Genomic DNA, 21,716 nt, shown 5'->3' with positions numbered 1-21,716 from the left:
GCCGGCCAGGGCTCATAGCGTCAGGAAATGTCCGACCTGCTCGCTAATGTACGAACATCTGTTCGTCTATGGGGAGGTCGCCATGGCTGTCAGCGTCGCCGGGCTGCGGGCTGAGTCGGGGCGCCTGCGGGCACTCGGCTGGTCCTATCGGCGCATCGCCCTGGAGTGGCAGCATCGCTATCGCCTGAACGCGCGGGTCGCCTTCCGGCTCGCGCACGGCTGGACGCAGGAGGAGGCAGCCCGCCGATGGAACGCACGGTGGTCCGGGGAAGGTCTCTCGAAGACGGGAAAATCCTTCTCCTACTGGGAGGTCTGGCCCGGTCGAGGTGGGCGGGCGCCGTCGACCCAGACGCTCGTGCGGCTCGCCGAGCTGTATCTCTGCCGGCCCGGCGACCTTCTTGACGGGGAGGATTTCGGCCGTTTCGATACTGGTTGTGACGATGCTGTGGGCGGGCCGGCTCGCGAGCCCGGTTCCGCGGGCTACCGCGTTGAGCGGGAGGATCCGTGTCCGGATCCGGAGATACCGACGATGAGGGGGGCGACCGAGGCCGTCCTGTGACCGGGCGGGCGGTTGATGCGCGCGGGCCGGTAGACCTCAGTACAGTCGGAACGGTCATACGTCCACCGCCGACCTGTCGTACCGGAGAGTTCCGTGCCCGCACGACTGGTTGTTCTCGCCTCCGGGGTGGGTACCACCTTGCAGGCTGTACTGGACGCGTGCAGAGATCCAGATTTCGGCGCGGAAGTTGTTGCCGTGGGCGCGGACCGCTACGGCACTGGAGCACAGGACCGGGCGGTGGCGGCCGGCGTCCCGTCGTTCGTCGTCCGCCTGGAAGACGCGCTGGACAGAGCCGCTTTCAACGCGGCCACCGCGGCGAGGATCTCCCTATACGCTCCGGATCTGTTGGTGCTCGCTGGTTACATGAAAATTCTGGACAAACAGGTGATCGCCCGCTTTCGGACGATCAACACGCATCCGTCTCTGCTGCCCGCGTTCCCGGGAGCGCACGCCGTCGCCGACGCGCTTGCGTACGGCGTCAAGGTCAGCGGAGTGACGGTCCACTGGGTGGATGAGGGCGTCGACACCGGGCAGATCCTTGCGCAGGCGGTCGTAGCGGTGGGGGAGTCCGACACTGAGGAAACTCTGCGTACCCGCATCCAGGCGGTGGAACGTGTCCTGTACGTGGAGACAATCGGCCGGATCATCCGGTCGGAGGAGGGGACATGACGTCCACACAGGATCAGCAGGCCTCCACCGCCGGTGACTCGACGGCTGGGGCAGGGGCCTTCCCGCACACCGAGCAGGCACCATCAGCCGGCGGGGCGCTGGTCACCACCGGCCGGCGTCCCATCCACCGTGTTCTGGTCAGCGTCTACGACAAGGCCGGCCTGCCGGACCTCGCGGACGCGTTCACCGATGCCGGGGTGGAGGTCGTCTCCACCGGATCCACCGCACAGGTGCTCGCTCGCCATGGCCTGGCTGTGACGCCCGTAAGCACCCTCACCGGTTTCCCCGAGGTCCTCGGCGGACGGGTCAAGACACTGCATCCACGCGTGCATGCCGGCCTCCTCGCTGATCTGCGCGACGTCGAGCACGCCAAGGCGCTCGCGGAACTCGACATTGAGCCGTTCGACCTCGTTGTGTCGAACCTCTATCCGTTCCGGGAAACGGTCGCGGGCGGCGCATCCGAGGACGAGGCGATCGAACAGATCGATATCGGCGGGCCGGCGATGATTCGCGCCGCGGCGAAGAACCATCACTCCGTGGCCGTGGTCGTCTCCCCGACGGACTATCCGGAGCTGATCGCCGCGATCCGGGCTGGTGGTTTCGAGCTCGCGGCGCGGCGCCGGCTTGCCGCCCGCGCCTTCGCGCACACCGCCGCGTACGACGTCGCGGTCGCGTCGTGGTTCGCCGGTGTTCTGGCGCCCGATGAGATCGCCCGCGAGTCGGGCTGGCCGGACACGGTAGCGGCGGTCTGGCGGCGGGCGGAGGTCCTGCGCTACGGCGAGAACCCCCACCAGCGGGCCGCGCTGTATGTGGCGGATGACGGCGGGCCTGGGCTCGCGGGTGCCCGGCAACTGCACGGCAAGCCGATGTCGTTCAACAACTACACCGACGCGGAGGCGGCCCGGCGCGCCGTGGGTGATTTCCACGAGCCATGCGTGGCCATCGTCAAGCACGCGAACCCATGCGGCCTGGCCATCGGCAGCGACGTTGCCGATGCTCATCGCAAGGCGCACGCATGCGATCCGGTGTCCGCTTTCGGCGGGGTTATCGCGACGAACCGGCCCGTCAGCGTCGCCCTGGCCGAACAGATCGCGGAGATATTCACCGAAGTCGTTGTGGCGCCCGGCTACGCTGAAGGCGCCGAGGAGATCCTTTCCCGCAAGCCCTCGATCCGGCTGCTGGAGTGCCCGCTGCCGATGGATCCGCACGGGGTCGAAATGCGGCAGATCTCCGGTGGGCTGTTGCTGCAGTCCCGTGACGTGCTGGACACGACTGGCGACGGGTCGTCGGGGTGGACACTGGAGGCTGGCGCGCCTGCCGATGAGGCAACGCTAAATGATCTTGTTTTTGCCTGGAAGGCAGCCCGTTCCGTCAAGTCGAACGCGATTCTGATCGCCCTGGGCGGCGCAACGATCGGCGTGGGTATGGGGCAGGTGAACCGGGTGGATGCCGCGATGCTCGCGGTGAGCCGTGGCGGTGACAGGGTGAAGGGAGCCGTGGCCGCGAGTGACGCCTATTTCCCCTTCCCGGACGGTTTGCAGGTGCTCATCAACGCCGGTGTCCGTGCGGTTGTCGAACCGGGTGGATCCGTGCGTGACGAGCAGGTAATAGCCGCCGCGCGGGAAGCGGGGATAACGCTCTACTTCACCGGCGTCCGCCACTTCGCGCACTGACGTCATCCGGGCGTTATTCAGGCGTTATTCAGGCGTTATTCGGATGATCGTTGTTCATCTGGAGCGCCCGGCAGCAGAGGTGCGGATCAAGGAGCGGGCTGGGGCGTGTGCCCCAGCTCCGCGACGCCGCGTCCCCCTGTTGCCGGTCGCTCTAATGTCGGCGTCCGAAGCCCGTGAAGCCCGGCCACACCGTGGTGATGGAGCTGCTGTGTGCCTGTTCGTTGGCGCCGTCCGGGTCAGCTGTGACTGGCCGGACGACACCAACGTTTCACAAGATGGAGGTGGACTCCGCCGCTGCCACGCTTCGTCGCGCGCTCGCCGTGGTGCCGTTCGACGTGGTGCCGTTCGACGACGTGGTGCCATTCGATGACATGCTGCCGTTCGACGACGTGGTGCCATTCGATGACATGCTGCCGTTCGATGACGCCAGGATGGAACCACCGGGTGCGTCGTCGTTGGGTACGTAACGCTGCGCAACCCAGTCCAGTGCATCCCGCCAGCTGGCGCCATACAGGACCGAGATCCTGTCTGCCGTCTGCCGTGCGAGAGCCTGGACGAACACCCGGTCGTCGCTGTCGAGATGTCGGGCATCTCCGAAGGTCTCCCAAGCCCGGAACATCAGCTCCTGCAGTTTCTTGCTGTGTGGCGTTTCGTCTGCCACGGCCCGCTCCCTCCCACTCCGGGGACTTGCGGCGGAAGTCTGCCCTAGTTGCACACGGTGTCCGCGCCCGGGGGGTCCGTACGATTGTGAATCCGGTGCGGCGATCGTGAGGTTGAGGATGCCTGGTGGGGTTTCTACGCTGTGCGTAGGCCACTTCCGCGCCCGCCAGGCACATTCTTCTCGATGCGTCGCACGCGGGCCGGTAGCCGGACAGTGACTTCTCGCCGTGAGCTGGGAAATCGATCAGTGTGTGATCACGATTTTTCGCGCCGCTTCCCACCTGCGTCTATGGTCGGGGGTGAGCGGGCCGGCTCCCGCGTACGGGTGGGAGGCGAGCGAGCATCGGACGGCTGATCGGGCGTGTGCTGGCCACGCTGTCATGAGTCTGCGGCACCGCCAGTCCGTGTCGCGATGGCGGTCATGGCTGCGGCGGGAGCCGGTCTTCGCCGGCATGTTCGGCGCTGTCGGTCTCGCCCTGCTGTTCGTCGTGGCTGGTCACTGGCGGCAGGGCCTGGTCGGCCTCGGGGCGGTGCTGCTTGCCGGTGCGTTTCTGCGGACGGTGCTGCCGACTCGGCGGGTGGGGCTACTTGCGGCGCGGAGCAGGGCGTTCGATGTCACCACACTCGGCGCGTTCGGATTGATGATCATTGTTGTGACGCTCACGGTGCCACCCGGGAGCTGAGCAGCTGAGCGGCGGGGAAGCTGGATCAGGCCGTCGCGCCGGCCATTGCGGGCGGGCTGGTCATTGCGGAAGGGCGTAGTGTCGCTTACGACCTGAAGCCGACCCGTACGGCTCCACCGCGGTGGGGACGGCGGAGCGCGCCGACGCTATCATCGAGAAGCTGGGGAGCTGACAGCCGATGGCTGGGAAAGTGACTGTGGTCGGAGCCGGTTTCTATGGTTCCACGACCGCGCAGCGCCTCGCCGAGTACGACATTTTCGACACGGTTGTCCTGACCGACATTATCGAGGGCAAGCCCCAGGGCATCGCTCTCGATCTGAATCAGTCGCGCCCAGTCGAGAATTTCGAGACCACGGTGATCGGAACAAACGACTATGGCGATACTGAGGGTTCGGCCGTCGTGGTCGTCACCGCCGGCCTGCCCCGCAAGCCCGGCATGAGCCGGATGGACCTCATCGAGGTCAACGCGAAGATTGTCCGGCAGGTTTCGGAGAACATCGCGAAATCTTCACCCGACGCGGTCGTCGTGGTGGTTTCCAACCCGCTGGACGAGATGACCGCGCTCGCCGCGAATGTCCTTGGGTTTCCCCGTAACCGGGTCATCGGTCAGGCCGGAATGCTCGACACCGCTCGTTTCAGCAACTTCGTCGCGGTGGAGCTGGGGGTGCCGGTGAGGTCGGTACAGACCCTCACCCTGGGCTCGCACGGCGACACCATGGTGCCGGTTCCGTCCCAGTGCACGGTGGACGGCAGGCCGCTCGCGGAATTGCTGCCCGCCGACAAGATCGATGATCTGGTCACGCGGACCCGTAACGGTGGTGCCGAGGTGGTCGCCCTCCTCAAAACCGGGTCGGCCTACTACGCGCCGTCCGCCGCCGCCGCTCGGATGGTGAAGGCTGTGGCGGAGGACTCCGGCGTGGTCATGCCGGTGTGTGCCTGGGTGAACGGTGAGTTCGGTATTTCCGGTGTTTATCTCGGCGTGCCCGCCCAGATAGGCCGCGGGGGTGTGAAGAAGGTCGTGGAAATTGACCTCTCGGCAGCGGAGAAAGCCGCGCTCGTCACCGCGGCCGAGGCTGTGCGGGTCAAGCAGGCGGATGTGGCCAGTCTGTAGTATCCGGTTCTGATATTTCGGTTTTGATATTTTTGGCCGCCAGCGGCGCGAAAGGGGCAGCGATCGCGCTGCTGGATGGATTTTCCGCGGTGCGTCACGGCCGCGTTGGGATGATCCTGCGTAGGGCGAGACGTGCGACGGAGGCGGTCGGGATCGTCCCCCGTCCAAGGCCGATCTCGATCAGGTTGTCGTACAGTTCGGTGCGGTGGCCGGCGGCTCGCACGGCTGAGTCCATGAGGGTTCGACGGCGGCCGGCGAGCCCGGCCAGCAGGGCGGTGTGGCGTAGATGCCGGCCAAGCTCCCGGTCGAGCGCCCGGCGGTAGACCGCGCCGGCCTGGGCTGGGGTGGCGGTCGTGGCGGCCGCACCAGCCAGGGAGCCGGACAGCAGCGCGTAGTAGATTCCCTCCCCGGTCAGCGGATTGATCAATGATGCGGCGTCACCGGCGAGCAGCACCGGGCCATCGGGCTGGCGGGGCCGCCAGGTCGACATGGGCAGATGGTGGGCGCGCAGCGTTCCCGGATGCGCTGGCTGCTCGGGCAGCATCCGGGCGAGGGTGCCGTGCAGAACGCTGCGGCCGTCCGTGTCGCCGGGCAGTGCGGCGAGTTTCGATCGCAACATCCCATAGCCGATGTTGGCGCGGCCGTCGCCGATCGGGAACGACCAGGCATATGCCGGCCAGCCCTCGTCGGTCATCTCGATGAGCTGTTCTGGCGGTCCGGGGGTATGCGGCGCGTCCGCGTACCCCCGGACCGCGATGGCAAGTGCCTCCGGTGGGTTTGGCCCGATGCCGAGTGACCGCCGGGTGATCGAATTGGCGCCGTCCGCACCGATCACCACCCGTGCTCTCAGGTCACCGTTGACGATCACCACTGGCTCGTCCGTGGTGCCACCGGTCACGACGGACCGCGCGCGCTGGCGCAGGAGCACCGCACCCCGAGCACGGGCGGCGGCGACGAGCCGTGCGTCAAAGATCTTGCGGGGAACCACGTAGTTCGCTCGTTGGGACGGGGTGGCTACTTCCGCGCCCCCAGGTGTCCGCAACCGCATGCGATCCACTGACGGGTACCCCGCAACGGCATCGGGCACGCCGAGGGCACGCAGGACGTCCAGGCCGTGCGGGGCGATGCCGTCACCGCAGGCCTTGTCCCGGGGGAAGGCCGCGGCATCCAACAGCACCACGCGGGCATCCGGACGGAGTTGCAGCGCGCGCAGCGCCGCGGCGCAGCCCGCTGGTCCGGCGCCGAGGATGAGCAGGTCCACCATGGCGGAGCGCCCGACCGGAACACCTGGATCGGCCGCCGCGGGGACGCCGCGTGAGTGCGTGGTCATGGCATCGGGAGGTGTCGGTGTTGCCACATCCGCCCAGTGTCTCAGCGAGCCGGGCGCGCACCAGGCGGCCCGGGTTCGTACAGTTCGGCACGTGGATGCCCTCGTGCAGGTGGATTCCTGGCCGGTCGAGAACGCGGCCGTTGCCGTCCTGGTACGCGATGCCTCCGGCCGCGTCACGGTACGCGGATCGGTCGGCGCCATGGACAGATCCTTCCGGCTGGCATCGGTATCGAAGCTGCTCGCCGCCTATGCCGTCCTGATCGGAGTGGAGGAGGGAGCCCTCGGCCTGGGCGATCCGGCCGGCCCCCCGGGCTCGACCGTCGCCCATCTCCTCGCCCATGCCTCGGGCCTGGGCTTCTCCGGCACCCGGACGGTGACCCGCCCTGGGACGCGACGGGTGTATTCGAACACGGGCATCGAGGTTCTCGGTGAAACGCTGGAAAGGGCGTCCGGAATCGCGTTCGGTGAGTACCTCGCCGAAGCCGTGTTCGGGCCGTTGGGCATGACAGCGTCCGAGCTGCGGGGCTCGCCGGCCTACGGGGTGTCGTCCACCCTGTCCGATCTCGTTGTTTTTGCCGGTGAGCTGCTGGCTCCGCGCCTGCTCGCGCCGCCGACATTCGCGGCCGCGACCTCGGTGGCGTTTCCGGGGCTCGCCGGGGTACTGCCCGGCTTCGGCGTGCGCGACCCGAACGACTGGGGGCTCGGTTTCGAGATCCGCGGCGGAAAACAGCCCCACTGGACGGGGGGTGCAAATTCGTCCGGGACCTTCGGTCATTTCGGTCGGAGCGGAACTTTTCTCTGGGTTGATCCGGCGTTGAATGCCGCCTGTGCCTGTTTGACCGACCGTGAGTTCGGCTCCTGGGCGGTGGATGCCTGGCCCACGTTGTCCGACGACGTGGTGGCGGCGCTCGGCGCTGGTGCCGCTGCCGGCGCCGGTGCCGAGGAGCCGGTGGCCAGGCCGCTGTAACCGGCATGGCCATGCGGTGGGCCCACGCGGCCGGCACCGCGGATCACGAATCCGGCCAGCTCCTCGACGAGGCGCTGGCTGCCCGGGTGCCGCTGGCCGGCGGGAAACAGCACGTCATCCAACACAGCGGTGCCATAGACGAGCGCTACGGTGAACCGGACGGCCAACGCCACGTCGACCACAGGGGCGCCGAGCATGGTCACCTCGGTCTCGATCTCCCGTTCCAGCTCGTCGAAGACCTCTTGGAGAAACGCGCTGGCGCGGTTGCGCAGTTCGGGTGAGCCTCCGTTCGGCCCCCCGGGGAGCGCCAGCAGCAGTTTGTGGTTGTTGACAAGTAACCCGTAAAGTCCGCCGACGAAGTCCAGTGTGGTCTGTTCGGCGCTCCTTGTGCCATGCCCGCGCTCGATCCATTGCCGTACATACTCGGCGACAAAGTCATAGAAGGGCCGGTAGACGGCCTCGACGAACAGGTTGGCCTTCGTGTCAAAGTGCCGGAACACCAGCGCCTGGGTCACGCCAGCGCGGGCGGCGATCTCCCGGGTGCTCACCTGTTCGTAGCCGTACGTATCGAACAGCTCCCGAGCCGCGCCCAGGACCAGCGAGCGGACAGTCGCCGAGCTGCGTCGGGAGCGGGGGTCCGGGGTCACTCAACCATGATGACCGACCAGTGCCCGCGTGCCGGGCTGGCCGTCCGTCAGGTCGATCGACAAGCCGGCGGCGCGGTCTCCGGCGGCAGGGAGAACGTCTCGAACCGATCGCTTTGATGATCATTTTGGGTGTCGTGGATCGCGTTGTTTCCGGCATCTCTGGATAGCGTCGATATCTTGACAGTTGATGATCATTTGTCCACTGTGAGGTGTGCGACAGTTCGATGGCGGGACATGCCATCCGGATGAGAAGAGGCACAGGGTATGGCAGCTGCCCGGGAGCGGTGTGCGATCGCCGGTCCGGCGGCGCCGCTGCCGGATCTGATCGCTGTCCGCGGCCCCAGGAGCACCGCGTGTCCCTGCCCGGCACGGCGCCGGTGGCAGGCCGATGGCGCGCGATCCGGGCTCCCGGCGGATGGCGGCGCGTCCGGCCGGGCACCGCTGTCCCGTCTCCGCAAGCCTCACCTGCACTGAGGAGGACCGCATGCGGGTCCAGGTTGATCCTTCGCTGTGTGTCGGGCACGGCCGCTGCAACGCCGACGGGCCGGATGTCTACCAGCTGGACGATTCCGGCTACTGCACTATCGCGAACGCGGTGGTGTCCGTGGGCCTTGAGCGGCAGGCGCGGGATGGGGCGGCGGCCTGTCCCGAACGCGCGATCTCATTATCCGAATAACCTCTTTCGTTTTTCCGAGGAGTTCAGGTGCGACTGGAAGACAAAGTTGTCGTCATCACCGGCGCCGGGTCGGGTCTGGGCCGGGAGAGCGCGCTGTTGTTCTCCCGTGAAGGTGCCACGGTTGTCGTCACCGACATCATCGAACGGCGGGCGAAGGACGTCGCGGGCCTGATCGGCGAGCGGGGCGGCCAGGCGCTGGCCATCAGGACCGACGTCACGGTGGAAACCGAGGTGGCCGCGGCGGTGGCCGCCGCGGTGGAGCAGTTCGGCCGGCTGGACGTCATGTTCGCGAACGCCGGGGTCACGGTGCCTGGCCAGGGAACGGTCGCGCTGGAGGACACCACCGAGGAGAGCTGGACGCATGTCCATGACACGAACCTCAAGGGCGTCTTCTTCGCCATCAAGCATGCCGCGAGGGCGATGAAGGCGCAGGGCGGCGGCGGGACGATCGTGGTCACGTCATCGGCGTCATCGCTGGCCGCCTATCCGAAGTTCACGATCTACACCGCGAGCAAGGGCGGGGTGAACGCGCTCGTCCGGGGTGCCGCGTTCGATCTGGGTGCCTACGGCATCCGGGTCAACGCCATCTGCCCGACCCACGGCATGTCCGTCAACTTCGGTCTGCCGCCGGACGCCGAGGTGCTCGGCAAGTCCTACGAGGAGGTCATGGGGCCCTGGAACCCGGACCACGCCCCGATGCCGCTGAAGCTGCGCCGTCCACCGAACCTGCTTGACAACGCCTACGCCGCGCTCTATCTGGCCAGCGACGAGTCCGCTTACATGTCCGGGGTCTGCTTCCCGAGCACGGATGGCGGCACCCTGGGACGGGTCGCGATCCAGTTCCCCGAAGGATGGGAACTGGCCCAGCAGGCCGCCTACGCCGGTGCGTCCTACCAGGCTGACCAGCCCAGTTAGGCATGGCTAGGACCGATTAGGACTGGTTGGGAGCGATTGGGCCTGGCGGGGCACGGTGAGGCCGGGCAGGGAGGAGGCCGCGGGCCAGCTCCGGGCAGGCCCCGGCGTGACAGCCGCGGCGTGAGCGGGTACTGAGCAGCAGTGGCCAATCCGATCAGAGCGGTCCGTTTCGGTGCCCGAAAGGCGTCCAGCGCGGCGGGAGCCGTGCGCCGGCATAGGCCCTGCGTCGACCACGCTGTCCGCGCCTACGGCCGGTATACCGCTGACGGTGGCGACCGCCTGTCGGCCGCCGCGACGTACTTCGCGTTCCTGTCGTTCTTTCCGCTGGTCGCCCTGGCCTTCTCGATCGCGGGCTTCGTGGTTGATGCCTATCCGGACGTCCAGCGGGGGATGACCAAACAGATCAACAGCTATCTGCCGGGGCTTGCGGACAAGCTGGACATCGCCAGCATCGGCAACGCGAAGGTCGGCGTCGGTCTGCTCGGTCTGTTCGGTCTCCTGCTGGCCGGGCTGGCATGGATCGACGCGTTGCGGGACGCGATCAGGATCGTGTGGCACCAGCCGGTAGACGTCGGAAATGTGGTGACACGCAGGTTGAAAGATATCGGCGTCCTGGCCGGGCTCGGTCTTATCGGGTTCGTGTCGATCGCGGTGACCAGCGTTGCCACCTCGGTGTCAGGGACGTTCCTGAGCTGGATCGGGCTGGCTGGCAGCACCACGGCCGCGGTGGTGACCTCGCTGCTCGCTGTTGCCGTCGCGCTGGCTCTGGACGTGGCGCTCTTCCTCTGTCTGTTTCTCTGGTTGCCGTTGAGCACCGATCGTGACCGCGCGTTGCGGGGGGCGCTGTGTGGCGCGATCGGGGTGGAGGGCCTCAAGGTCCTCGCGACCTGGCTGGTGGGCATGACGACCAGAAACCCCGTCTACGGGACGTTCGCGGTGATTGTCGGTTTGTTGATTTGGATCAATATCATGATGCGCTGGACGCTGCTGGTCGCGGCGTGGACGGTCACCGCGCCTTACTCCTCCGATGTCGCGCCGTCGGGTACCGCGGATACCGCCGGCACGGTTGCCCCCGGCACGGATGCCCCCGGCGGCGTAGCCGTTCCTGGTACGGATGCTCCTGCCGGGAACGTTCCCGGCGGAGATGCGGATGGCGCTGGGCCGCCATCGGGCTCGACGCCCCGAGCGGCTGCCAGGCTTCCGCTTTCGTCCCCGCCTCGTCGATGAGGCAGCAGCCGGACACGGGATCCGGAGATGTTTTCCGGGCCGGAGGGGGGCAAGGACGGCCGGATCGCGATGCCGGGCGGTGCGTCGACGGGGAACGTGCCGATGCCCGAGAAAAGGCGATGGCGGGCAAGCCGCCGGCGTAGGGTGAGCAGCCCCACCGCGCATGTGATTGCGATGGCGATCCACGTCACCGTCCCTATCCCGCGGTCGTGGCTGTCCTGCCGCCCTGTCTGGTTCCCCGGGTAATTCCGGTCCCCAACAGCGTTGCGGCTTCGGATGCCCGGGTCAGCGCTGGAAGTGATCAGTGGCCGCGGGCCGTCCACGATTGACCCGGCTGGAAACATTTCGACATTGTGAATTTTATCGCTTTCTGTGACAAGATACCCAATCGGGGTGATTGTGTCGACGTTCGCGAATCCCCAGTCGAGCAGCGCCTTGGCCTCCGCGGCATATGCGGGGGCTGCCCGCATCATCGTGAGGATGAGGGTGTGGCCACCTCGCCGGACAGCGCCTATGTAGGTCGCTCCCGCCGCGGCGGTGTAGCCGTTCTTGACGCCGATGGTTCCTGAATATGAGGTGAGGAGCTCATTATGGTTCTGGATCTGGAACGATGTGCCGCTCCGCCCACGGACGGTCGCCCGCGGGATCGTCAGGAACCGGCTGACTATGGGGCTGGCAAGCGCGGCCCGGCCCAGCAATGCAAGATCGTATGCTGATGTCCGCTGTCCGGGTGCGTCCAGGCCGCTGGGATCTCCGGCCTGTGTGTCGCGCGCGTTCAGTTCGGCCGCGGTGCGGTTCATCAGGGCGATCGTGGTGGCGGCGCCGCCAGCGGCTTCGGCGAGCGCGACAGCGGCGTCGTTGCCGCTAGCAATGATCATTTCCGTGGCGAGCTCCGCGACCGTATAGGTCATGCCTGGGACGAGACCCACCCGGGTTCCATCGACCGACGCGGCGGCGCCGCTGATCTTCACTTCCTGGGTTGGTGACAACCGCGGCAGTATCGCGAGCGCCGTGAGGATTTTGAGCGTGCTCGCCGGCAGGTGAGGACCGTGGGCGTCTCGAGCCGCCAGGACCGCGCCGCTATCGGCGTCGGCGATCAGCCAGCTCGCGGCGGTGGTTTCGGGAGGCTGCGACGAGGCACGCGGACCGACCACGACGGCATCGCTCGCCAGCTCCGGACCGCCGAGGAGGTTCGTGCTGGTTGGTCTCGGTGCCGAGGCGGCTCCCGCCGCGGTCGGGAACATGGTTGTCAGCCCCGTCACCAGGGAGACGAGCAGCAGGACGGAAGGTGCCGTGCGCAGGCGTCCGCGAGTCAGAGGCACCTGATGAAGATTACTGTCGGTCACTGTTGGGTGTGGGTGGATGGCTCGCCGTGTCGCACCGGCGGGGTTCGTGGCTGGCCTGCTCCCGTGCTCGGGCCGCATGGTCCGTTTTCTTGATTTTAGGATCATGAAAGTGCCCATCTGCGCGGCCTGGGGCTGGCCCGGCGGTCCCGGAGCTACCGGACGGGTGGTGTCCCATCCGTGCCCCGCCGCCGGTGGAGCGGGGTGGCCGCATGTGCGGGTGCGGCGATGCGACAACATACATTTCTGTGAACTCACGGTTTCTTGCAGATCTGCATATCCATTCCAAGTACTCCAGGGCATGCAGCCGGGACTGCGACCTGGAGCATCTGGCCTGGTGGGCGGCACGCAAGGGGATCGCTGTGGTCGGTACGGGCGATTTCACCCATCCCGTATGGTCGCAGGAGATCGCCACCAAGCTCGTGCCGGCCGAGCCCGGCCTGTTCCGGCTGCGTCCAGACCTCGAGGCGGACGTCCTGCGGACGCTGCCCGCGTCCTGTCGGCAGGCGGCCCGGTTCATGCTGTCCACGGAAATCTCCACGATCTACAAGCGGGGGGAGCGGACCCGCAAGGTCCACCATCTCCTCTACGCCCCGGACACCGACGCCGCTGGCCGGATCACCGCGAGTCTTGCGAAGATCGGCAATCTGGCCGCGGACGGGCGTCCCATCCTGGGGCTGGACTCCCGTGACCTCCTGGAGATCACGCTCGGCGCGGGGGAGGACTGTTACCTCGTGCCGGCGCATGTGTGGACCCCCTGGTTCGCCGTTCTCGGGTCGAAGTCCGGCTTCGACGCGATCGAGGACTGCTATCTCGACCTCGCGGACAACATCTTCGCGTTGGAGACGGGTCTCTCGGCGGACCCGCCGATGTTCTGGCGGGTGTCCGGGCTCGACCGGTTCCGGCTGGTCAGCAATTCCGACGCGCACTCCCCGCCCATGCTCGGCCGGGAGGCGACCGCGTTCACCTGCGATGTCGACTACTTCGCGATCCGCGCGGCGCTGCGTGGCGGGGAGGGGTTCGCCGGCACCATCGAGTTCTTCCCGGAAGAGGGCAAGTACCACCTTGACGGTCACCGCAACTGCGGAGTGCGTTTCGAACCGAGCCAGACCCGGGAGGTCGACGGCCGCTGCCCGCAGTGCGGGCGCCCACTGACCGTCGGTGTGCTGCACCGCGTGGACGCGCTGGCCGACCGCGGCGATGGCGTGCGCCCGGCGACCGCGGGAGAGGTGCGCTCGCTGGTCGCGTTGCCCGAGGTCGTCGGGGAGATCCTTGGGGTCGGCCCGAAGAGCAAGGCGGTAGCCGCGCAGGTCACCACGCTCACTACCCGCCTCGGCCCGGAACTGGCAATCCTCGGTGAGGTCCCGCTGGACGCCATCGCCGAGGTCGGTTCGTCCGTGCTGGTCGAGGCGATCCGGCGGCTGCGCCGGGAGGAGGTGATCCGCGACGCCGGCTATGACGGCGAGTACGGGGTCATCCGGCTGTTCGACCCGAAGGAACTGACCTCCCAGGCGGGCACGCTGTTCGACCTCGCACCCAGCACACCCACCGCGGAGGCCGGCAGGCCGGAGGCGACGAAGGACGCCGGTGGCCCGGCCGGCGCTACCCGTACCGCGCGAGGTGGCACCCGGCGCGCGGAGCGGAGCGCGCTGGCGCCGTCGGTCGTACCGACCGCGGGCAGGACTGTGGCCAAGAGCGCGGCCAAGAGCATGGCCAGGAGCGTGCCCACAGCCGTGGCTCCGGCGGCCCCCGCCCCGGCCGGCGCGGGGGCGAGCGCCGGCCCGGCCGCATCGTCGATCCTGGCCGGTCTCGACGCCGAACAACGCGCGGCGGCCGCGGTCATCCGGGGACCATTATTGATCATTGCTGGACCCGGCACCGGCAAGACCCGGACCCTGGTCCACTCGATCGCGCACCGGGTCCGGGAACAGGGCGTGCCCGCTGAACAGTGCCTGGCGGTGACCTTCACCCGGCGGGCCGCGACCGAGCTGCGGGAGCGGCTCGACGCGCTCGCCGGCGAGGCGGCGCCCCGCATCCTCGCCACCACCTTCCACGGCCTGGGCCTGCGGATCGTCCAGGACTGCCACGAGCTGTTCGGCCTCGGCGCGGACGTCCGTATCGCCGACGACGCGACTTGCGCCCACATCCTGCGGGAGGCGCTGGCCGGGACGGTCACGGGCGTGCGCAGCCTGGAACGGGTCCGGCGCGAGCTGGCCGGGTTCCGCCGGGCGTGCGCGCTCGGCACTCCGTCGAGCGGCCATGAGCTGGCCGGCCATGAGCTGGCAGGCCCGGCCCGGCGGTACGACGAGGCACTGCGCGCGCGTGGCCTGGTGGACCTCGACGACCTGGTCGGGCTGCCGGTGGTCGCCATGCGGGCGCGACCGGACCTGGCCGCCTCCTACCAGGCGCGCTGGCGGCATGTCTGGGTCGACGAGTACCAGGATGTCGACGAGCTGCAGTACGTGCTACTGACGATGTTGACAGGTCGTTCCGCCGGTACGGGACCAGCTGGCGCGGCGGCTGACCGGCCTGCCGCGAACCTGTGCGCGATCGGCGACCCGGACCAGGCCATTTACTCCTTCCGCGGCGCCGATGTGGGATTCTTCCTGCGTTTTCGAGAGGACTTTCCCGACGCCCAGGTGGTTTCGCTCACCCGTAACTACCGTTCCACGCCGGCCATCGTGGATGCCGCCGTCCGCCTGATCGAACCGGCGACGCTCGTCCCCGGCCGAACGCTCGCGGCGGTCGGCACCCACCCAGAAAGCCCGCGGCCGCTGTTACATCGAGCCTCGAACGAGGCCGAGGAGGCCGCGGCCGTCGTGAGCACCATCGAACAGGCGCTGGGCGGCACCTCCTTTCACGCGCTCGACCTCGGTGTGGACGGGACCGGTGAGGACAGGTTCTCCTTCGCCGACATCGCGGTGCTCTACCGCACGGCTCGCCAGGCCCGGCCGGTGATGGACGCGCTGGACCGCCACGGTTTTCCCTTCCAGCGGCGCTCCCACAACCGGTTTGCCGACGCGCCGGGCGTCGGGCGTCTGCTGGAGCTCATCGACGAGTGCCAAGGCGACTCCTCGGAGCGGTGGTCCGTCCTCGCGAGGGTGCGTGCCGCCGCACAGGAGATGATCGACGCTTCTCCCGCGCCGGCCGTCACCACCGGCCTGCCAGCCTCTGGCCAGCCGGTTCTTGGCGAGATCGAGATCCGCTACGCGCTCGACATCCTGACCTCTCTCGCCACCGAGTGCGGGGATGATCTGGAGCGGTTCCGGTCAGAGATCGCGCTCGGCGCGGAGGTCGACACTCTTGATCCACGTGCGGACCGGATCTCGTTGCTGACGTTGCACGCATCCAAGGGCCTGGAGTTCGGTCTCGTGATCATTATTGGCTGCGAGGCTGGTTTGTTGCCGTTGAGCTGGGCGGGTGCCTCCTCGCCGACAGCTGTCAACGCTGCGGGTCCCAGCGCTGGGGACGGCGGCGGGGACGCCGAGGAGCGCCGGCTGCTGTTCGTCGGCATGACCCGGGCCAAGGGGCGGCTCGTGCTCACCCAGGCGGCTCGCCGCGGCCGGGGTGGGACAGCCATCGAGACACGGCCGTCACCATTTCTGGACGTTCTCGGTGAGCCACTGCTCCAGCGCCGTTCGGGTCCGGCGGGTACCCGCCCGCAACGGGCGAACCAGGGCCACCAGCTACGGCTGGTCTGAACCGCGGCCATGTGCGATTCCAGCGCATTTTTCGATCCTGTACACACACGGGGTTCAGAGTGCGGCTGGCTCCTGATGGCGATAATCCTGGTGACGATGGCCGCGTCGACGACACCGTCGGGAACAATGTCGTCGACGAGGTTGAGAGCGACCGGCAACAGGGGACACGGCGTCGCGGGCTGGGGCACGCACCCCAGCCCCTCTCCTTGATCCACACGCCCGTTGTCGGGTGCTCTTAAACCGTATTTCGGAATGCGTTCGATGACAGCGCTTTGTCAACGACAGCGTTTTGTCAACGTTTGCGGAAGACCATCGCGAGGTTCCAGGTGGCGACCTCCCGCAGGCCCCGAACCCGCAGGATTGGTTTTGTCCAGGTGGGCAGGTACCTCGGCATGGCCTCGAGGATCTGGATGTCGGTTCGGCCGCGTGCCCAGGCCAGGGCGTCGGCGACCGACACCGGGAACAGGCTGGTGCCGTAGAGGTTCTTGGGCGTGACACCGCTGCGGCGCTTGTATCGCAGCGCCGCCCGGTGGCCGCCCAGATAATGCCATGGTGAGGTTTCGTGGCCGCCCCACGGTGACAGCCAGTTGGTGAAACTCAGGAAGATCACACCGCCGGGGCGGGTCACCCGCACCATTTCGGCACACATCCGCCACGGGTCGGGGACGTGCTCAAGGACGTTTGAGGAATAGCAGACGTCCACCGAGGCGGTGGCGAACGGCATGTCCAGGGCACTGCCGAGCACCCGTCCCGGTTCCACGATCCCTCCCGCGCTCATCTCCGAGATATCCGGTTCAACCCAGAAGTACCGGGCCCCGGCTCGCCCGAACGCGGCGCGGAAATAGCCGGGGCCGCCGCCGACGTCCAGCACGACCGACCCCGCCAGCGAGGTGAACTGGCTGAGCTGGTGTACCGAGTCCGCGGCGAGCAACGAGTAGAAGCCCGCGGGATCGACCTGCTCGCGGCGGCAGGCCTGGAACAGCTTGATCGATCGTTTGACCGAGGTGCTGGCCACCGGCATCGGTGGAGTGGGCGGCGGCTCTGGGCACGAGGTTTGTGACGTTGCCCCGTCGAGCGCGGTGGGAGTATTGGAGGAGGAAGAAGATCCCAGCGAGGGGGACGCCGGCTCGGCCATGCCGGGCACAATAACATCTGGTGGCAGGGCCAAAATGTGACTTTACGTCCTTTCCGTGACCTAGCCTATCCGCGCCGTGGCGATGCCGCCTACCGGCAGCGCACAACACAGGCCGGCAACGTGTTCGGGAGCTGCCATGATCGAGCTGGTTGCCGGTGCCAACCGGCCGTTACCTGGTGGTGTCCTGTCGGTCCGTGTGCCCGGCCCTTTCGACCTCTCGCTTCTCATCACCGGTGACGACGGGCAGGTCGCGGCGGATCAGGACTTCGTCTTCTATAACCAGCCGTCCGCGCCTGGTGCCACGGTGAACGGTGACAGCGTGACCATCGATCCGGGCCGGTTGCGGCCAGGGGCGAGCCGGGTGGTGGTGGTCGTGAGCCCCGCCGACAGCGCGCTGTCGCTCGGGCAGCTGCCAGTGCCGGTGCTGGATATCCGCGGTGGTGAAGGCTCCACGCTGGTGCGCTTCACACCGCCCCGGCCACGCGATGAGACCGTGTTTCTCCTCGCCGAGATCTACCGGCGTGGCGGCGCCTGGAAGATCCGTGCGCTTGGCCAGGGCTACTCCGACGGTCTTGCCGGGCTTGTCCGTGATTTCGGTGTCCAGGTGGACGACGACACCGCGCCGCTGGCCGGCCCGCTGGCGGAGGTGGTCGTGCTGGTGAACGCCGAGCGCGCCAGGACCGGCGCCGGACCGCTGGCGTCCGAGCCCCGCCTGGCCCTGGCCGCGCAGCGGCACAGCGAGGATATGGCGGCCAACAGCTATATGGACCATGTCAGCCTGGACGGGCGGACGATGTCCGACCGCGCCGCCGCGGCCGGCTATCGCTACCGCATGTTGGGTGAGAACGTCGCCGCGGGCCAGCCGGGCCCGGCCGAGGTGATGGCCGGCTGGATGAACAGCCCCGGGCACCGGAAGAACATCCTTACCGGGGACTTCACCCAGATCGGGGTCGGCTGTGCCCGCGGCGGCAGCTACGGCGTCTACTGGACCCAGCTCTTCGGCCTCCCAGCCGACCGCTGACTCCCGCACGCCTTGAATCCGTTACCCGGCCCCGGCCGTCCGCGGCATCCATCATTCGCAAGCAGGGGCGCGACCGGCTATCCGCCATGGAGGGCATCGGGCAGCTGCTGCTGGAGGAAGGCGACGGCCTCGGCGGGGGTGCGCTCGTGGGTCAGCACGCTGTGGACGGCATCCTGGATGGTTCCGCTCACGGCAGCGTAGTACGGGCTGATCGGACGGGTGCCGGCGCCCTTCAGGCTGCTGACGACCGCTCGGCTGAACTCGTCCTCGTGGTCGCTGTAGACGGCGAGCAGAGCGGCCGGGTAGCCGCCGTCGCGGAACATGGCCGACTGGATGTCGCGGTTGGTCGTCATGTAGCTGATGAACGACCAAGCGGTGGCGCGGTGCCGAGAGCAGGTCGACACGGCGAGGTTGTGGCCGCCGAGAACGCCGCTCCAGGGCAGCGGCACCACACCCACCTTTCCGGCGAGTGGTGAGCCCGCGGCCGTGACCAGTTTGTAGGCATAGGGCCAGTTGCGCAGGAATAGCAGCTGGCCCTGGGTGAAGGCGTCTCGGCTGCCCTGCTCGCGATCGGTCAGCGTTTCCTGCGGCAGCCAGCCGCCGGCCTCGGTGCCGGCCTCGGTGCCGTCCGCGAGCAGGCGCAGGGCCGCGCCGATGTCGTCGGGTTCGGAGAGCGGCGTGTCGGGGCCCGCGGCGAGGTCGCCGCCGAGGCTGCGGATGATTTCCAGGGCGTTTACGGTGAGGCCCTCGTAGCGGGCGAACTGACCGCCGAAGCCGCCGACCGGCGGCTGGCCGGCGGTGGCGCGCCGCTTGTTGATCAACTTGATCTGCGAGATCATCTCGTTCAGGCTGGTGGGCGGGAGCAGCCGCTCCGCGTCGAGAATGTCCTTGCGGTAGAGCAGCAGCGGGGTGTTGACGAGGAACGGCACGGCCCACTGCTGGTTGCGGTAACGCCCGCTCGCCCACGCCGCGGGGACGAAGAGATCCTTTCTGATCCCGTACGCGCGCGACTCGTGCGCATCCAGCGGTACGACAAGGTGGCCGCGGGCGAACTCCGCCGTCCACACCACATCGAGCGAATGCACGTCATAACACTCGTGCGAGCCCTGCGCGGTCGCGATGAGCTGGGCGCGCTGCTCGTCGGCGGAGTCGGTCTGCTCGATGTATCGGACGTGCTGGTCCGGGTGTTCCCGGTTCCAGCGGCCGACGGCGTTGGTGACCTGGTGGCCGTAGGTGAGGTCGGCGATCCCGGAGAAGGTGATCGGCCCGACGCCGTCGTCGCCGGATTCCCGCGACGAACAACCGCTGACTCCCAGCGCGTAGACGAGACAGGCCAGCAGCGCGGCAGACGCGAGGCGGCAGGCCGTTCTGACCGTCGGCGTCGGCATGTCAGTCGACCCTTGATGGCGTCGGACATCCTGGTGCGCAGGGCCGCTGCGGCCGCCTCGGCGTCCATGCCGACCAGGTCGATGTAGTGGATCGTCCGGAGCAGGCCGGTAGGTACGCAGGCCTCGACCCGCACCGGCACGATGCGCCGAAGCCGGTCCTGGTCGCCCGTCCAGGCCGCCGGCCACACATGATCGCCGGGATCGGCGAAATAGTGTGGCGAGAGGATGGGCACGACCCGGTCGGAGCGGTCGAGCATGCGGCTGATGTTGGCTACCAGATCCGATCCGGGCACGATATCCCAGGCTTCGAGAAAAACCTGCGCCTTCCGACCGTCGAAATGCACGTGCTCCTCGAGTTGCCAGGCGATCCATTTCGCCCATTCGACATCGGCGCGGGCATGGGTAAGGAAGAAGTCGCAGTGGCCGGCCGCGCCGGTCTCCGCGTCCGTGGTCCCGCTGGGGGCACCATCCCCCGAGCGCCTCGTGCCAGGCACATCGCCCCCTCATCAGCCTGACCAGGAATGCCCCGTCAGCGCGGCTCCGCGGCCCGTCGGGGGCGACATTTTATGAGGTGATCTATTTGCGCACGGTAGCACGTCCGCGCTGATTCGCCGGCCCTGGCACGGCACAGGCCAAAGGAAGGCCGACCGCCCCATCTGGGACGCGACGATCGGCAGCGGTGCTCTCGCCGCGCGCTTTGGACCCGAGCGACCCAAGGTTGGTTCCGATATTGCTCATCCTGTTTGACCAGCACAAACAGCGCGATAAAGATCGTTCTTGCGTGCCTCCGGCAAGACGGCACGCAGAAGGTTGCGGGCGCGACCAGAGGTTCTCGAACCGGCCGGCTTGTCATCGCGTGCAGCTTCAGGCTGGGGCTGCGCTGTGACGGCGGCTATCGAAGCGTCGTCGAACTCGCGGTGCCCAGCCGGGGCCAGACCTCCTTCTACCTACCGCCGGGGCGGTAGACATCGGCTCGGTGAGCGATCCGCAGAAGCGTCACGAGCTTCGCTTCCTCGTCGACCACGTACAGCACCCGGTACGGTCCGCGACGGGCACTGAAGGTGCCTGCCAGTTCCCGTTCGAGAGGTTTGCCGACCCGCTGCGGTGCGACCGCGAGGTCGCCGAAGACGAACTCGATGATCGCTGGCACGATGCGCGGTGGGATGTGCTGGAGGTCTCGCCGTGCCGTGGCCGTGAAGACCACCTCATAGCTCACCGGGCGCGTTACCGGTCGCGCCTGGGCACGCTGAACTCGGCGCGGATCTGCGCTTCGTCGAAGACCCGCCCGGCCGTCACGTCGGCCGTGGCCTCGGCGAGAGATTCGCGGATGCTCGGCTGCGACAGCCAGTACAGGGTCTCCTGGATCGACTCCCACTCGTCGACGCCGATCAGGACGGCCGCCGGCGAGCCGTTCTTGGTGATGGTCACTTGCTCGTGAGTGATCGCGGCGGCGTCGACCAGTTCGTTGAGCCTGTCCTTGACCTTCGAGATCGGTAGCGTCTGCATGGGCACCATTTTAAGCTTGAATTCAAGCCTTGCGAAGGCCTGAATCTGGGGGTCTGGGAGAAGGCAACGCCACGAAAATCGCGTAGTTCGACCGGAACGCCGGCCGGGCGTGTGTGGCGGGTGCGGGGGCGGCCCTACGGTGCCCGCCGCGTGCCGGTGGCAGCCGCCTCCAGGCCCGAAGACACCGGTGTTGAAGTCGACGCGGTCGTGTGCCTGGGCAACAGCTTCGGGTATCTCGACCCGGCCGGCGCCCTTCACAACCCGGTAGGACGTTACAGCGTCCGATGGTGATGGTCAGTTAGGTCCAGGGCCCGCTGTCGAGATGTGGGCCTGGATACCCATCGCGGCCAGATCTTTCCGCAGGGCGGTCTTCTCGGCTTCGATGCCTCCGGTGATCGGCTGCCAGAGTGCTTCGTGCTCGCCCACCCATGCGGGCACCCGCAGGAGAAGAACATCCCGTTCGGCGTTGAAGATCCAACATTTGATGCCGCGTAAGAGCACCCGG

General features: G+C 67.9%; 17 protein-coding genes and 4 pseudogenes. 12 read left to right on the top strand and 9 right to left on the bottom strand.

The window, feature by feature from the left end; all coding sequences use genetic code 11:
* The first annotated feature begins 82 nt into the window (after positions 1–82).
* The 6 genes from MJ797_RS07085 to mdh all read left to right on the top strand — a co-directional run bounded on the left by MJ797_RS07085 (position 83) and on the right by mdh (position 5,355).
* The gene (locus tag MJ797_RS07085; protein WP_239332986.1) at positions 83–559 is read left to right on the top strand and encodes a helix-turn-helix domain-containing protein; all 477 of its coding nucleotides are present in this window, start codon (positions 83–85) and stop codon (positions 557–559) included.
* A gap of 93 nt (positions 560–652) precedes the next feature.
* Positions 653–1,228 (top strand): phosphoribosylglycinamide formyltransferase, encoded by a 576-nt coding sequence (gene purN / locus MJ797_RS07080; protein ID WP_239332984.1) that lies wholly within the window; start codon positions 653–655, stop codon positions 1,226–1,228.
* Positions 1,225–2,901, top strand: a complete 1,677-nt coding sequence (purH, locus tag MJ797_RS07075) for a bifunctional phosphoribosylaminoimidazolecarboxamide formyltransferase/IMP cyclohydrolase (RefSeq protein ID WP_239332982.1) — start codon at positions 1,225–1,227, stop codon at positions 2,899–2,901. The genes purN and purH overlap by 4 nt, the downstream gene beginning before the upstream one ends.
* A 275-nt stretch (positions 2,902–3,176) precedes the next feature.
* Entirely contained in the window at positions 3,177–3,368 is a 192-nt protein-coding gene (locus MJ797_RS07070) for a hypothetical protein (RefSeq protein ID WP_239332980.1), read from the top strand.
* 444 nt (positions 3,369–3,812) lie between these two features.
* Entirely contained in the window at positions 3,813–4,244 is a 432-nt protein-coding gene (locus MJ797_RS07065; protein ID WP_239332979.1) for a DUF3017 domain-containing protein, read from the top strand.
* A 178-nt stretch (positions 4,245–4,422) separates the two neighbouring features.
* Positions 4,423–5,355 carry a malate dehydrogenase gene (gene mdh, locus MJ797_RS07060; protein WP_239332978.1) on the top strand — a complete coding sequence of 311 codons (933 nt, stop codon included), beginning with the start codon at positions 4,423–4,425 and terminating at the stop codon, positions 5,353–5,355.
* Between the two features lie 94 nt (positions 5,356–5,449).
* On the opposite strand, the gene MJ797_RS07055 is transcribed toward mdh, so the two are convergent.
* Positions 5,450–6,685 carry an NAD(P)/FAD-dependent oxidoreductase gene (locus MJ797_RS07055; protein ID WP_374581633.1) on the bottom strand — a complete coding sequence of 412 codons (1,236 nt, stop codon included), beginning with the start codon at positions 6,683–6,685 and terminating at the stop codon, positions 5,450–5,452.
* Between the two features lie 91 nt (positions 6,686–6,776).
* On the opposite strand from MJ797_RS07055, the gene MJ797_RS07050 reads away from it, so the two are divergent.
* A complete protein-coding gene (locus MJ797_RS07050; RefSeq protein WP_239332977.1) occupies positions 6,777–7,652 on the top strand; it encodes a serine hydrolase in 876 nt (291 codons plus the stop codon).
* 470 nt (positions 7,653–8,122) lie between these two features.
* On the opposite strand, the pseudogene MJ797_RS26960 reads toward MJ797_RS07050, so the two are convergent.
* Positions 8,123–8,299, bottom strand: a pseudogene (locus tag MJ797_RS26960) (helix-turn-helix domain-containing protein); the annotation flags it as partial.
* A 484-nt stretch (positions 8,300–8,783) separates the two neighbouring features.
* Between MJ797_RS26960 and MJ797_RS07040 the strand changes: the two are divergent.
* From MJ797_RS07040 to MJ797_RS07030, 3 genes are all read left to right on the top strand, one after another.
* Complete coding sequence (locus tag MJ797_RS07040; protein ID WP_239332976.1) at positions 8,784–8,975, top strand: ferredoxin; 192 nt, start codon at positions 8,784–8,786, stop codon at positions 8,973–8,975.
* Positions 8,976–9,002: 27 nt separating this feature from the next.
* Positions 9,003–9,890, top strand: a complete 888-nt coding sequence (locus tag MJ797_RS07035; protein ID WP_239332975.1) for an SDR family NAD(P)-dependent oxidoreductase — start codon at positions 9,003–9,005, stop codon at positions 9,888–9,890.
* A 141-nt stretch (positions 9,891–10,031) separates the two neighbouring features.
* The gene (locus MJ797_RS07030) at positions 10,032–11,117 is read left to right on the top strand and encodes a YihY/virulence factor BrkB family protein (protein ID WP_239332974.1); all 1,086 of its coding nucleotides are present in this window, start codon (positions 10,032–10,034) and stop codon (positions 11,115–11,117) included.
* Positions 11,118–11,638: 521 nt separating this feature from the next.
* Here the strand turns inward: MJ797_RS07030 and MJ797_RS07025 are convergent.
* Positions 11,639–12,361 (bottom strand): annotated as a pseudogene (locus MJ797_RS07025) (D-alanyl-D-alanine carboxypeptidase family protein); the annotation flags it as partial.
* A 347-nt stretch (positions 12,362–12,708) separates the two neighbouring features.
* Here MJ797_RS07025 and MJ797_RS07020 point away from each other — a divergent pair.
* The gene (locus tag MJ797_RS07020; RefSeq protein WP_239332973.1) at positions 12,709–16,161 is read left to right on the top strand and encodes a UvrD-helicase domain-containing protein; all 3,453 of its coding nucleotides are present in this window, start codon (positions 12,709–12,711) and stop codon (positions 16,159–16,161) included.
* A gap of 292 nt (positions 16,162–16,453) precedes the next feature.
* Here MJ797_RS07020 and MJ797_RS07015 read toward each other — a convergent pair whose 3' ends face one another.
* Positions 16,454–17,182: a class I SAM-dependent methyltransferase gene (locus MJ797_RS07015; RefSeq protein WP_239333035.1), complete on the bottom strand. Its 729-nt coding sequence runs from the start codon at positions 17,180–17,182 to the stop codon at positions 16,454–16,456.
* Between the two features lie 250 nt (positions 17,183–17,432).
* Here MJ797_RS07015 and MJ797_RS07010 point away from each other — a divergent pair, with 250 nt between their 5' ends.
* Complete coding sequence (locus MJ797_RS07010) at positions 17,433–18,317, top strand: CAP domain-containing protein (RefSeq protein ID WP_239332972.1); 885 nt, start codon at positions 17,433–17,435, stop codon at positions 18,315–18,317.
* Positions 18,318–18,394: 77 nt separating this feature from the next.
* On the opposite strand, the gene MJ797_RS07005 is transcribed toward MJ797_RS07010, so the two are convergent.
* From MJ797_RS07005 to MJ797_RS06990, 5 genes and pseudogenes are all read right to left on the bottom strand, one after another.
* Positions 18,395–19,705, bottom strand: coding sequence for an extracellular solute-binding protein (locus MJ797_RS07005; RefSeq protein ID WP_239332970.1), 1,311 nt, complete (start codon positions 19,703–19,705; stop codon positions 18,395–18,397).
* A 59-nt stretch (positions 19,706–19,764) separates the two neighbouring features.
* A pseudogene (locus MJ797_RS27425) lies at positions 19,765–20,199 on the bottom strand (toll/interleukin-1 receptor domain-containing protein); the annotation flags it as partial.
* A gap of 449 nt (positions 20,200–20,648) precedes the next feature.
* Positions 20,649–20,921 (bottom strand): type II toxin-antitoxin system RelE/ParE family toxin, encoded by a 273-nt coding sequence (locus MJ797_RS07000; protein WP_239332968.1) that lies wholly within the window; start codon positions 20,919–20,921, stop codon positions 20,649–20,651.
* Between the two features lie 8 nt (positions 20,922–20,929).
* Positions 20,930–21,220: a type II toxin-antitoxin system Phd/YefM family antitoxin gene (locus MJ797_RS06995; RefSeq protein ID WP_374403176.1), complete on the bottom strand. Its 291-nt coding sequence runs from the start codon at positions 21,218–21,220 to the stop codon at positions 20,930–20,932.
* A gap of 285 nt (positions 21,221–21,505) precedes the next feature.
* Positions 21,506–21,716 (bottom strand): annotated as a pseudogene (locus tag MJ797_RS06990) (hypothetical protein); the annotation flags it as partial.

This window comes from Protofrankia sp. CiP3 (assembly GCF_917627345.1).
GTDB lineage: Bacteria > Actinomycetota > Actinomycetes > Frankiales > Frankiaceae > Protofrankia.
Note: the sequence above shows the minus strand (reverse complement) of the source record. Positions and strands in the feature narration are given on the sequence as shown.

What these genes read in the sequence shown, in the direction of transcription:
- MJ797_RS07085 (WP_239332986.1), top strand. Translation starts at nt 83, where the DNA reads ATGGCTGTCAGCGTCGCCGGGCTGCGGGCTGAGTCGGGGCGCCTGCGG.
- purH (WP_239332982.1), top strand. Translation starts at nt 1,225, where the DNA reads ATGACGTCCACACAGGATCAGCAGGCCTCCACCGCCGGTGACTCGACG.
- MJ797_RS07070 (WP_239332980.1), top strand. Translation starts at nt 3,177, where the DNA reads ATGGAGGTGGACTCCGCCGCTGCCACGCTTCGTCGCGCGCTCGCCGTG.
- mdh (WP_239332978.1), top strand. Translation starts at nt 4,423, where the DNA reads ATGGCTGGGAAAGTGACTGTGGTCGGAGCCGGTTTCTATGGTTCCACG.
- MJ797_RS07055 (WP_374581633.1), bottom strand. Translation starts at nt 6,685, where the DNA reads ATGACCACGCACTCACGCGGCGTCCCCGCGGCGGCCGATCCAGGTGTT.
- MJ797_RS07040 (WP_239332976.1), top strand. Translation starts at nt 8,784, where the DNA reads ATGCGGGTCCAGGTTGATCCTTCGCTGTGTGTCGGGCACGGCCGCTGC.
- MJ797_RS07015 (WP_239333035.1), bottom strand. Translation starts at nt 17,182, where the DNA reads ATGCCGGTGGCCAGCACCTCGGTCAAACGATCGATCAAGCTGTTCCAG.
- MJ797_RS07010 (WP_239332972.1), top strand. Translation starts at nt 17,433, where the DNA reads ATGATCGAGCTGGTTGCCGGTGCCAACCGGCCGTTACCTGGTGGTGTC.
- MJ797_RS07005 (WP_239332970.1), bottom strand. Translation starts at nt 19,705, where the DNA reads ATGCCGACGCCGACGGTCAGAACGGCCTGCCGCCTCGCGTCTGCCGCG.
- MJ797_RS06995 (WP_374403176.1), bottom strand. Translation starts at nt 21,220, where the DNA reads ATGGTGCCCATGCAGACGCTACCGATCTCGAAGGTCAAGGACAGGCTC.